Consider the following 11,979-nt stretch of genomic DNA (forward strand, 5'->3'; position numbering starts at 1 on the left):
AAACTTCAATGATGGGAGCACGTTCATGACTGCAGCAACTGTCCACCTCGGCGATGGCCTCCACGTCAGCCCGCTCGGCTTTGGCGGAATGGCCCTCACACCGGTGTACGGGGACGTTGATCCGGAGGATGCGCTCCGGACGTTGCATCACGCCGTCGACTCCGGTGTCAGCTTCATTGACACCGCGGATATCTACGGCGGAGGCAGCAATGAGGAACTGATCGGCCGGTTGCTGCGGGAGCGGCGGGACGAGGTCCAGCTGGCCACCAAATTCGGCCTGGTGGGCTCGCCTGCTGACGGGTACACGGATATCCGGGGCGACGCGGCCCATATCCGGCAGGCGCTGGACCACAGCCTGCAACGGCTGGGCACGGACGTGATTGACCTCTACTACATGCACCGCCGTGACCTCCGCGTTCCGATTGTGGAAACCGTGGAGGCCATGGCGGAGCTTGTGCAGCAGGGCAAGGTCAAGCACCTGGGGCTGTCGGAGGTGACGGCCCAGGAGCTGGAGGAAGCCTCCGCCGTCCACCCCATTGCAGCCGTCCAGAGCGAATGGTCCATCTGGAGCCGCGACGTGGAACGCAACGTTGTTCCTGCCGCGGCCGCCTTGGGGGTGGGCTTTGTGCCGTACTCGCCGCTGGGCCGGGGATTCCTCACCGGCACCGTTGACGCCTCCAGCCTGGGGGACAACGACTTCCGACGCCGGATCCCCCGTTTTACCCCTGACGCAGCGAGTGCCAACCAGGCGGTGGTGGCCACCGTCCGCGCCGTGGCAGACGAGCTTGGTGCAACGCCTGCCCAAGTGGCCCTCGCGTGGCTGCTGGCCCAAGGCAAGCGGCTGGGCCTGGCCGTCGTCCCCATCCCCGGCACGCGCAAGACGCACCGGATCGACGAGAACCTGGGCGCCGTGGCATTGGAGCTGACCCCGGCGCAACTGGACGCACTCGCTGGAGCATCGAACGCCGTCGTCGGCTCCCGCTCCGCGGATCCCAACTGGGTGTCCCAAGGCCGTGAGTAGCCAGGGGCCTGGAGCAGGCGTCCCTAGACTGAAGCCTATGGACTCACTTCTTTACGACCTGCCGGCGCTGACCATCCGCCGGATTTCCGTCAGCGAGATGGACAACAACGTGTACCTGCTGTCCGCCAAAGCCAGCGGTGAGCAGGTGCTGATCGACGCCGCCGACGACCTTCCGGCCATCCAGCAGCTGCTGCAGGGTTCCGCAGCGGATACCTCCGCTGCACCCACGCTTGCCCTGGTCGCCACCACGCACCAGCACTGGGACCACGTCCGGGCGCTGAAGGGGCTGGTGGAAGCCACGGGTGCGCCCACTGCTGCGGGAAAGGACGACGCCGATGCGTTGCCCGTCGCGGTTGACCGGCGCCTTGGGCACGGGGACATTGTGGCCGTGGACGGCTTCGAGCTGACGGCAGTTCACTTGCGCGGGCACACGCCGGGCTCGATCGCGTTTGTGTATGCGGATCCTGAAGGGCCCACCCACATCTTCTCGGGCGACTCGCTGTTCCCCGGCGGAGTGGGCAACACCCAGAAGGATCCGGAGCGGTTCACCCAGCTTCTCAGCGATGTGAGCGAGCGCTTGTTTGATGCCTACCCGGACTCCGCCGTTGTGCACCCGGGCCATGGGAAACCCACAACCCTGGGTGCCGAACGGCCGCACCTGGAGGAGTGGCGCGCCCGCGGCTGGTGACGCTCGGGCAGCTGACGCTGCGCTTCGTCGTTTGCGCTGCGCAAAATGCCGGACGCTAGGGATATACCCGTAGCGGCCGGCATTTTGCGTGTCGCCAGCTACTTTGCGTAGCGGAAATCCGTAACTTTAGCGTCCGCGGCGTTCGTTCGACGCCGGAGCCGAGGCACGGCGCGGGCCGCCGCTGCGGGCGGGACGGCCGGAACCGCCGCCGTTGCCAGCACTGTAGGATCCGCCGGAGGTCCCGCCGGTGTTGGAGGACCAGACGGCCTTGTTGCCGCCGGAAGAAGCCGCACCTGCACCTGCGGAGCGCTGTCCGCCGGTCCGGGTACCTGCACCAGCGCCGGCTGCGGCACGCTGGCCTGTTGCCGGACGTCCGCTGCGCTGTCCGCCGGAGGAAGCCGGACGGCCTGAGGAAGCGGGACGGCCGGTGCCGCCCCGGGGAGCGTCGCTGCGGGTTACGCGTGACTCTGCACGACCGTCTGAACCGCGGCCGGCCGATGACCGGCCACCTGCCGCGGGAACGTCGTTGCGGTGCGTCGAAGCGGTGCCGCGGCCACGGGTGTTGCGGCGGGCAGCCGCTGCGGCGATCGCGCGGTCCTCGTTCTGCTCGGCATTGCGGTCGAATGCTGCACGGGCTTCGGTGCGGCCTTCGAAGGTTGCTGCCCGGCGCTCGGCACGGGGAACATCGGTGCGGACGGGCTCCGCCCCAACCTTGCCGCGTCCACCGCGGCCGCCACGGCCACCGGCAGTGGGTGCAGCCTGGCGGCGTGCCCGCTTGCGCTCGGCGTTGGCACCCGTGGAGGTGCCGCCGCCCTGCTTGGAAGCCTTGGCAGCCAGTAGCGCGGCGCGGGTCCGCGGGTCGACCTTGTCCGCCATGTCGCCCACGAGCTCGGCAACGATGGGCGAGCTGGCGGTCACGCGCTCGAAGTTAACCTCGACGCCGGCGGCCTTCATCAGCTTCTTCACGTCGGTCTGCTGCTCGGGGAGGGTCAGCGTGACCACGGTGCCGTCGGAACCGGCCCGGGCGGTACGGCCTGACCGGTGCAGGTACGCCTTGTGCTCGGTGGGGGGATCAACGTGGATGACCAGCTCGACGTCGTCCACGTGCACACCACGGGCGGCGACGTCGGTGGCCACCAGGACGCGGACCTCACCGGAGGAGAACTCGGCCAGGTTGCGGTCACGGGCGTTCTGCGAGAGGTTGCCGTGCAGGTCCACGGCGGGGATCCCGGCGTCGGTGAGGGTCTTGGCCAGCTTGCGGGCGTGGTGCTTGGTCCGCATAAAGAGGACGCGGCGGCCGGCGCCGGAGGCGAGCTCCACGATCAGCTGCTTCTTGACGGTCTGGTCGTTGACCACCAGGACGTGGTGCTCCATGGTGGTCACCGCGGCCTGCGGGTCATCCACGGAGTGGGTGAGCGGGTTGGACAGGTAACGCTGGACGATCTTGTCCACGCCGTTGTCCAGGGTGGCGGAGAAGAGCAGGCGCTGGCCCTGGCTGGGGGTCATGTCCATGAGCTTCTTCACCACGGGCAGGAAGCCGAGGTCGGCCATGTGGTCGGCCTCGTCCAGGACGGTGATTTCCACGGCTTCGAGGGTGAGGATGCGCTGGCGGATCAGATCCTCCAGGCGGCCGGGGCAGGCAATCACAATGTCGACGCCGGCACGCAGGGCCTTTTCCTGGCGCGCCTGGGAGATGCCGCCGTAGATGACGGTGGTGTTCAGGCCGGCGGCCTTGGCGAGCGGCTCGATGGTGGCGTTGATCTGGGTGGCCAGTTCGCGGGTAGGCGCCAGCACCAGGCCCATGGGGCGGCCGGGCTTGCGGAAGTACGGAGCTTCACGCTCGGCCAAGCGTGCCACCAGCGGGATGGCGAACGCGATGGTCTTGCCGGAGCCGGTGCGGCCACGGCCCAGGACGTCTCGTCCTGCCAGTGTGTCGGGGAGGGTCTTCACCTGGATGGGGAACGGGGTTTCGATTCCCTGGGCGGTGAGGGTGTCGGCAAGGGCCTTGGGCGTGCCGAGGGCAGCAAAAGTAGTCAAAGTCAAAGGTCTTTCAGGCGGTATCCGTACGGATATCGGCCCCCGACGCCGGTTGGCCCAGGGGGTTCGCCGAAGAAAATTCAGGTGGTCAACCAGCCTGCTGCCGCTTATACAAAACGGCGGCCGGGACCAAATGGAACGCGTTCATCGACGCAGGATGTGCCTCTCACATGAAAAAAGCCCACTCCCCAAACTTCGGGACTAAGCGGGCATCACTGCACATCAAGTTCCACCAGTCTACCATCCCCCGCGTCCGCTCCCGTCGCGGGCACGGTTTCCCCACCGGCCGCTGCCTGGTTGGGGCGTTGCCAACACCGGCGGTGCGGGGCAGGGTGGAGGCATGACTGAACACGCGGCCCACCCTCAGGAACACCAAGCAGCGCACGACGGCGGCCCCGGCCTTCCGGGCGGCCCCGGCCTTTCGGGCGACAGCGGTGGTCAGGGAATAAGGGACGCGGCGTCCCTGTGGGACGAACGGTACCGCAGCAAGCCTCAGGTCTGGAGTGGCAAGCCGAACCCCCAGCTGGTGCGGGAAGCCGGCGGCCTCCGGCCTGGACATGCCCTCGACCTGGGCTGCGGCGAAGGCGCGGACGCCATCTGGCTGGCGCAGCACGGCTGGACGGTCACCGCAGTCGACGTTTCCGCCGTTGCACTGGCACGGGCGCACGGACACGAGAAGGCAGCCCTGGCGCGGGAAAGCGTCCACGCGGCAGAGGGCGCCATCGCCAGCAGGATCCAGTGGCAGCAGGCCGACCTCGAGCAGTGGCAGCCCGAAGACTCCTACGACCTCGTGACCTCGCAGTTCCTCCACTCCCAGGAGCTGGCCTGGCAGGGACCGCTCCGCGCGGCCGCCGCGGCCGTCAAACCAGGCGGAACCCTGCTGGTGGTGGGCCACCACCCGGACCGGTTGCCGCCGTGGGGAGGAGCGCACCCCCACCACAACATGTTCTACACGGCTGATGAACTGGTCCGGGAGTTGGGACTGGACGGCCCCGAATGGCAGCTCGAAGTGCAGACCAGCCGGGAGCGGCCGGTGACCGGACCGGACGGCCAGCAGGCCACCATCGCGGATGTGGTGGTCCGGGCCAGCCGGCTCCCCTGAGTCCTGCGAGGGCTACCGGGCAGCCGCCCGGCTGGTGACCCGCGGCGCCACTGCCACCGCGGCTGCGGCGAGCACGGCGCACAGTGCAAAGACCCCGGCGAAGGATTCGGTCGTCGTCGTGAACGCGGCGAAAACGATACCCGTGGCGGCCAGCGCCAGCGCACCGCCCAGTGAGTCCGAGATGGACATGGCCGAACTGTTGAAGCCCTCGTTCTCCTTGCTCGAAAGCGCCAGCGTCATCACGCTCAGCCGCGGATAAAGCAGGCCCATGCCGCCGCCCGCGAGGACCCACCCGGCGATGACGACGACGGGCGGCCAGTGCAGCGCGGCGGTTGCCAGCGCGAGGAGCACAGCTGCGAGGACCATGAATGAGCCGGTGCGGACGGCACCGCGGTGGGACAACCGGGTGCCGAGCCGGCCTTGGACTGCCGAGGCTCCCGCCCACGCAAGCGCTCCGCCGGTGAGGGTGAGGCCGGCAAAGGTGGGCGAAAAGGTGTACTGCTCAATCAGCAGATACGGCAGGTAGACCTCCGCGCCGAAGAACCCGGCCGCCACGAGTCCGCGCACCAGGATCACGCTCGGCAGGCCGCGCCGGGCGGCGAGCGTCCCCATCGGCACCAGCGGCCGCACGGCCACCAGGGCAGTGACGACGGCGGCCACCGCCAGCAGTGTCGGCGCGGCGGCGAAGCCCGGGAGCCGGACCTCCCGCGAGAGGTTGAGGCCCAGCACGGCAAGCGCGGCCAGGCTGGCCCAGGCGAGCCGGCCCAGGGCCCACGGCGGGGGTGGCTTCCCCGAGGCGGCGCCCTGCTCCTCGGCAGGCGCCATGTTTCGCAGCACCGGCACGATCATCACAAGGGCTGGAATGACCAGCCCCACCACGCCCAGGAACACCCAGTGCCAGCTGAACACCTGCGCCACCATGCCGGCGGCAAACGGCCCCACCAGGGACGGGACCACCCAGGCCGCGGAGAACGCGGCGAAGATCTTGGGGTGCAGCAGCCCGGGGTAGATCCGGGCCACCAACACATAGAGCGCCACTGTCAGGGCACCGCCGCCCAGCCCCTGCACCAGCCGGCCCGCCACCAGCAGCGGCATGGACACAGCGGTGCCCGCGATCAGCAGTCCCGCTACGAACAGCACCACGGACCCATAGAGGGGGACGGTGGGGCCGTGGCGGTCGGACCAGTTCCCGGCTGCAACCATCCCGATCACCCCGGTGGCCAGCGGGCCTGCGAAGGCCAGGGCGTACAGGTCCGCGCCGTGCAGTTCGCGGCTCACCACGGGCATGATGGTGGTCACCGCGAGGGATTCGAACGCGGCCAGGAACACCAGCCCGGACGCGCCGATTGTCACCCACAGGTACGGCCGCTGCAGGATGCCGGAATGGGTGCCTGCCGGTGGAAGGGTTGTGTCGCGCACGCTTCTGGCCCGATCGGTTGTTAGGGACGTGCTCCACAGCATAGCCGCAGGGTACGACGCCCCTACCCGGCGCCCGCCACCGCAGCAGGAACGATGACGCGTCCGGTGGCCGTCGAGTCCCGGTTCAGCATCCACCCCACCCGCTTGACCGTACTCAGCATCACCACGCTCTCCACCAGTTCGATTCCTGGGATCCGCTGCTGCAGGGCAAGCTCGGCGTTCATAACGTCGGCCAGCGACTGCAGCCACATGATGATCACAAAGTTGGTGCGGCCCGTGGTGGAGGCACTGAGCCGGACGTTGCGGAGGCCCCTAAGCTCGGCCGCGGCAGCCTCATGCTGCCCCGGCGGGACGTTGGCGAACCACTGGCAGGTCACGGGGTAGCCGGAGAACTTCTGCGCCACTTCGCAGCGGAAGGAAAGCACCCTGCTGGCCAGGACCCGGTTCAGCTGGCGCTGCACCGTTGCCGGGTGGCGGCCCAACTCCCGCGCAATGTCGGCCGCCGTCGCCCGCCCGTCCCTGGCAAGGAAGGGAAGCAGGGCCAGGTGGCTTTTGGGCAGGGGCTCGGTGACGGAATCCGAAGGCGACGACCCCGCCGCTTCGGGACCCGCCTTCGCCTGCAGGGCCGCGATCTGGGCGCGGTCCAGCACATTCAGGCGCCAGGCGTAACCGCCCGAGTGCAGCCTGGTGCACAGGGCGGTTTGGTACTTCAGCAGACCCTCGATGTCCTGGAGCCGGGACGCCACGGCCGTAGTGAACTCCTCGAGGGACTGGGTGAGGACCGTCAGCATCAGGTCCCGGTTGCTGGCCGCCTCCTCAATGGTGACAATCTCGGGGACGGCGGCCAGCGACTCCGTCACCTCGGCGCGGCGGTGCATGTCGCAGTCAACGTCCACCAGTGCCAGGCACATCTGTTTGGGGTCGCCCATCAGGTGGGCGGTCACCCACGCCGCTCCTGCACCGCGGACCCGTTCCCACCGCGCCGCAAGCGTAGTGGCGTGAACACCAAGAATTTCGCCTGCGTCCGCCCAGCTGATCCTCGGCGCGACCTCCAGCGCGTTAATGAGGGCGAGGTCCTCCTCACTCAGTTCCATGCTCCCCATTCTTCCGCAGTGATGCATAAAACGTGGAAGAAAAAGAGTGGGAGTGCATCTTTCGAGCAGTTTTAGCTGATGTGAACCAAGTCACCCCAGACTTAAGGCAACTGATTCTTTGAAGGAGCAGCAATGACCATCGCATCCCCGGCCAAGGAACTGCAGCACGAATTGACCCGGTTCCGCCACGCCATGCACCAGGAGCCCGAAATCGGCCTTGACCTGCCCCGGACACAGGAAAAAGTCCTCCGGGCATTGGACGGGCTGCCTTACGAAATCACCCTCGGCAAGGAGACGACGTCGGTCACGGCAGTGTTGCGCGGCACCGGCGGGGCAGCAGCAACTGGCGAAGCAGGGCAGGATCAGCCGGCGGCGCCATCGGTGCTCCTGCGCGCGGATATGGACGGCCTCCCCGTCCAGGAGAAAACCGGCGTCGAGTTCACCTCCCGCGTGGACGGCGCCATGCACGCCTGCGGCCACGACCTCCACACCGCCATGCTCACCGGCGCCGCCACACTGCTGGCGGAGAACCGGCACCGCCTGGCCGGCGACGTCGTCCTGATGTTCCAGCCCGGAGAGGAAGGGTTCGACGGCGCCAGCTACATGATCCGCGAAGGGGTGCTGGACGCGCCCGGGCGCCGGGTGGACGCGGCGTACGGCATGCATGTGTTCTCCGCCCTCGAACCGCACGGCACCTTCGCTACCAAACCCGGCGTGATGCTCAGCGCGTCCGACGGCCTGGTGGTGACGGTGCTCGGCGCAGGCGGCCACGGCTCCGCCCCGCACACCGCCAAGGATCCGGTAACGGCGGCTGCCGAGATGGTCACCGCGCTGCAGGTGATGATCACCCGCCAGTTCAACATGTTCGATCCCGTGGTCCTGTCCGTCGGCGTCCTCCATGCCGGCACCAAGCGGAACGTCATTCCGGAGACGGCACGGATCGAAGCCACCATCCGGACCTTCTCCGAGGCCTCCCGCCAGAAACTGATGGATTCGATTCCGCGCCTCCTGCAAGGCATCGCGGCAGCACACGGCCTGGAGGTTGACGTCGACTACCAGCAGGAGTACCCCCTCACCATCACTGACGACGATGAAACCCGTACTGCCGAGAACATCATCACCGAAATGTTCGGCGATTCACGGCTCTCCCGCTGGGCAACTCCCCTGAGCGGCTCGGAGGACTTCTCCAGGGTGCTGGCCGAAGTACCCGGCACCTTCATCGGCCTCAGCGCCGTCCCGCGCGGCGCCGACCATACCGTTTCACCCTTCAACCACTCACCGTATGCAACGTTCGACGACGGCGTGCTGGCCGACGGCGCCGCCCTCTACGCCGAACTGGCCATGCAGCGCCTGGCCGCACTTTCGTCCACCCGCAGCACCTCCTGATCCACCCTTTCCAGGAAGAGAACTCAGATGACCACTACCGTCAACCCGCCGCGCAGCGCGCGCACGGCACTGCGGAAAACCATCGTCGGCACCGGGATCGGCAATGCCGTCGAATGGTACGACTGGGCGATTTATGCAACCTTCACCCCCTTCATAGCGAGCCAGCTGTTCAGCAAGGCGGACCCGGCGTCGGCCGTTCTGTCCACCCTGGCGATCTTCGCCGTCGGTTTCGTCGCCCGGCCCTTCGGCGGCTTCCTGTTCGGCTGGATCGGCGACCGCGTGGGCCGCAAGACGTCCATGACCCTCGCGGTGGGGCTGGCGTCGCTCGGCAGCCTCATGATCGGGATCGCCCCCACCTTCGCCAGCATCGGGGCCTGGGCGTCACTGATGCTGCTGGTGGCCCGGCTGGTGCAGGGCCTGGCGCACGGCGGCGAGCTGCCGTCGTCGCAAACGTACCTGTCCGAGATGGCGCCGAAGGAAAAGCGCGGCTTCTGGGCCACCCTGATCTACACCTCGGGGACGGTGGGCATCCTGTTCGGCACGCTCCTGGGCGCCGTCCTGAACATGGCACTCAGCACCGAGGTCATGAACGCCTGGGGATGGCGCATCCCGTTCCTGATCGGCGCCGCACTGGGGCTGTACGCACTGATCATGCGGTCCCGGCTGCACGAAACCGAGGCGTTCGAAAGCGAATCCGCCGGCGCGAAGCGTGCTCCGATCTGGCCGCAGATTGTCCGCCACCGGAAACAGGCCCTGCAGGTCGTCGGCCTGACCGTCGGCCTCACGGTGATCTACTACATCTGGGGCGTGGTGGCCCCCAGCTACGCCACCACGGCACTGAAGATCGACCGCGGCGAAGCCCTGTGGGCCGGCGTCATCGGGAACATCGTCTTCATCGCGGCGCTGCCGCTGTGGGGCAAACTGTCGGACAAGATCGGCCGCAAGAAGGTGCTGTGGGCCGGCGCCATCGGGTCCGCCGTGATGCACTTCCCTATGACCTGGCTGCTGAAGGACTCTGCGTGGCAACTGGCCGTGGGTATGTCCGTGATGCTGGTCTTCATCGCAGCGAGTGCCGCGATTGTCCCGGCCGTGTACGCCGAGCTCTTCCCCACCAGCATCCGCACCGTGGGCGTGGGCGTCCCCTACTCCATCTGCGTGGCGCTGTTCGGCGGCACCGCCCCGTACCTGCAGCAGTGGCTCGGCACCACCCTCCACATGCCGGACCTGTTCAACGTCTACGCCGTCCTGCTGCTCGTGGTCAGCGCCGCATTCGTCTTCACCATCCCCGAGACCAAGGGCAAGGACCTCACCCGCTAGCTTTCCCAAGTCGGTAGCAGCAGGTATCGTTTTGAACGCTCAAAACGACACCTGCTGCCAGCTGGTTTCAGTCACCGACGAAGCGGTTCCGTCCCGCCCGGTATCCGAACATGGCCGCGAGCAGCCCCACGGCCAGGAAGAGGACGCCGGCGGCGGTGAAGGATCCGGTGGCCTGGTGCAACTGGCCCACCATTAGGGTTCCCGTTGAACCCAGGCCGTACCCCACGCCCTGCATCATTCCCGAAAGGTGGGCTGCTGTGTGCCCGTCACGGGTGCGCAACATGATCATGGTCAGGGCCACTGCGGTGAGGCTGCCCTGGCCGAGTCCCAAAAGTCCTGCCCACACCCAGATCAGCTCAGGTGGACCGAAGATGCTCAGCGCAAAGCCGCCGCCGGTCATCAGCGCCACCAGGGTGTTGATGCCACGCTGGTCGCGGAACCTCGCAGCCAGCGCCGGCGCGAACAGCGAGCCGAACATCTGCAGCACAATGCTCACCGAAACGATCAGCCCCGCCGTGGCGCCGTCCACGCCCCGCTCGCGCAGGATGGGCGCCAGCCAGGCGAACACGCTGAAGGACATCATCGCCTGCAGCACCATAAAGATGGTGACCTGCCATGCAACCGGCGAGCGCCATACGTTCACGCCGTCCTTCACCTTCTGGTGCCGCACGGGGCGCTGCCGCAGAGCCACCGGAAGGAAGAGGAAAAGGACGACGGCGGCGGGCAGCGCCCAGAACCACAGGGCCTGGGTCCACTCCCCCGTCGCCGCGTAGACAGGGTAGGTGAAGCCGGCTCCCAGGGCGGCAGAAGCACAGATGGCGGTGGTGTATAGGCCGCCCATGAGGCCAAGCCGGTGCGGAAAATCGCGTTTGACCAGCCCCGGCAGGAGCACGTTGCACAGGGCGATGGCAGCGCCGCAGGCCGCGGTTCCGGCCAGCAGGGCGGGCAGGTGCCCTGGTCCGACAGGGCGGAGCAGGAGTCCTGCCGTGAGGACCGCCATCGCACCGAGGAGGACGCGTTCGGCGCCGAAGCGGCGTGCCAGGACCGGAGCCAGGGGCGCAAACACGCCCAGCAGTGTCACCGGGACGGTGGTCAGGACTACCACGGCCCACCCGGGCAAGGCGGCCTGCGACGTGATTTCGGGAAGCACGGCGGAGAAACTGGAGAAGACGGTGCGCAGGTTCAGCCCGATCAGGACCAGGCAGAGCCCCAGGTAACCGAGGGCCCTTCGGCTGCCCAGCTGTGTGGGCTCCGGGGCAGGCAGTTCATCGATCTCCGCGTCCACCAGGTTGTCCGGCCGGGCCTGTTTTGCCTGCTGGGGCCTCGCCGCATGCCTTTCCGGGCGCTGCCTCTTCGCCGCAGCGTTCGTCGCTTCCGTCACCTGCCCATTCTTGCAGGAGGGCGGCGGACGAAGTTATCCACATAGTGCGGTGAACGCCTGCCGGCCTTGCCCCCCGGGCCATAGGTTTGGAGGCATGAGCGACGTCCAACCACCCAACCCGGCCCCGTCCCTGCAGGCTCCGGTGCCGTCAACGACCGGGATGGACCGCGGGGCCATCGGAAGCCTGGTCCTTGCTTTTCTTGCACCCATTAGCATCGGCATCACTGGCCCCATCGGCATGTTCACCATGCTGCTGACTGCGGGCCCTTCCCGGCATACTGCGCTAACTTGGCTGGCACCTGTGATCTTCTGGAGCCTCCCCCTGCTCGTCGGTATCAGCTCTGTCTCACTGGCCCGTTCCTCCCTGCGGAAGTGCCGGCCACGATCCAGCAGCTGGGTGGTGGCCGTGATATCTCTGTCGTTGATGACGATCTTCTTCGTCGTGAGTTTGATCTACACGCTGCGATTCCTCGTTGGAGCAGGCTTCTTTTGAGACGCCCCACCGGTTGACTCCTCGACGCCTTCCTTAACTTT

10 protein-coding genes are annotated in these 11,979 nt (G+C 67.7%); 6 read left to right on the forward strand and 4 right to left on the reverse strand.

The annotated features are described in order from the left end of the window. Nucleotides 1–25: 25 nt before the first annotated feature. Nucleotides 26–1,021 carry an aldo/keto reductase gene (locus FBY31_RS11530; protein WP_142040831.1) on the forward strand — a complete coding sequence of 332 codons (996 nt, stop codon included), beginning with the start codon at nucleotides 26–28 and terminating at the stop codon, nucleotides 1,019–1,021. 37 nt (nucleotides 1,022–1,058) lie between these two features. Continuing rightward, a complete protein-coding gene (locus FBY31_RS11535; RefSeq protein WP_142040834.1) occupies nucleotides 1,059–1,709 on the forward strand; it encodes an MBL fold metallo-hydrolase in 651 nt (216 codons plus the stop codon). 126 nt (nucleotides 1,710–1,835) lie between these two features. Here the strand turns inward: FBY31_RS11535 and FBY31_RS11540 are convergent, their stop codons facing one another. Then, nucleotides 1,836–3,746, reverse strand: coding sequence for a DEAD/DEAH box helicase (locus FBY31_RS11540; protein ID WP_142040837.1), 1,911 nt, complete (start codon nucleotides 3,744–3,746; stop codon nucleotides 1,836–1,838). Between the two features lie 340 nt (nucleotides 3,747–4,086). On the opposite strand from FBY31_RS11540, the gene FBY31_RS11545 reads away from it, so the two are divergent. Beyond that, nucleotides 4,087–4,848, forward strand: a complete 762-nt coding sequence (locus FBY31_RS11545; RefSeq protein WP_142040840.1) for an SAM-dependent methyltransferase — start codon at nucleotides 4,087–4,089, stop codon at nucleotides 4,846–4,848. Between the two features lie 12 nt (nucleotides 4,849–4,860). Here the strand turns inward: FBY31_RS11545 and FBY31_RS11550 are convergent, their stop codons facing one another. Further along, nucleotides 4,861–6,267, reverse strand: coding sequence for an MFS transporter (locus FBY31_RS11550; protein ID WP_235013028.1), 1,407 nt, complete (start codon nucleotides 6,265–6,267; stop codon nucleotides 4,861–4,863). Between the two features lie 62 nt (nucleotides 6,268–6,329). After that, entirely contained in the window at nucleotides 6,330–7,361 is a 1,032-nt protein-coding gene (locus FBY31_RS11555) for an Lrp/AsnC family transcriptional regulator (protein WP_142040845.1), read from the reverse strand. Nucleotides 7,362–7,493: 132 nt separating this feature from the next. Between FBY31_RS11555 and FBY31_RS11560 the strand changes: the two genes are divergently transcribed. Beyond that, nucleotides 7,494–8,747, forward strand: coding sequence for a M20 metallopeptidase family protein (locus tag FBY31_RS11560; RefSeq protein WP_142040848.1), 1,254 nt, complete (start codon nucleotides 7,494–7,496; stop codon nucleotides 8,745–8,747). A gap of 27 nt (nucleotides 8,748–8,774) precedes the next feature. Further along, nucleotides 8,775–10,064 carry an MFS transporter gene (locus FBY31_RS11565; protein WP_142040851.1) on the forward strand — a complete coding sequence of 430 codons (1,290 nt, stop codon included), beginning with the start codon at nucleotides 8,775–8,777 and terminating at the stop codon, nucleotides 10,062–10,064. Nucleotides 10,065–10,131: 67 nt separating this feature from the next. Here the strand turns inward: FBY31_RS11565 and FBY31_RS11570 are convergent, their stop codons facing one another. After that, a complete protein-coding gene (locus FBY31_RS11570; RefSeq protein ID WP_442858173.1) occupies nucleotides 10,132–11,445 on the reverse strand; it encodes a CynX/NimT family MFS transporter in 1,314 nt (437 codons plus the stop codon). 94 nt (nucleotides 11,446–11,539) lie between these two features. On the opposite strand from FBY31_RS11570, the gene FBY31_RS11575 reads away from it, so the two are divergent. Then, complete coding sequence (locus tag FBY31_RS11575; RefSeq protein WP_142040854.1) at nucleotides 11,540–11,938, forward strand: hypothetical protein; 399 nt, start codon at nucleotides 11,540–11,542, stop codon at nucleotides 11,936–11,938. The last annotated feature ends 41 nt before the right edge of the window (nucleotides 11,939–11,979 follow it).

The sequence above is a fragment of the Arthrobacter sp. SLBN-100 genome (assembly GCF_006715305.1).
Lineage (GTDB): Bacteria > Actinomycetota > Actinomycetes > Actinomycetales > Micrococcaceae > Arthrobacter.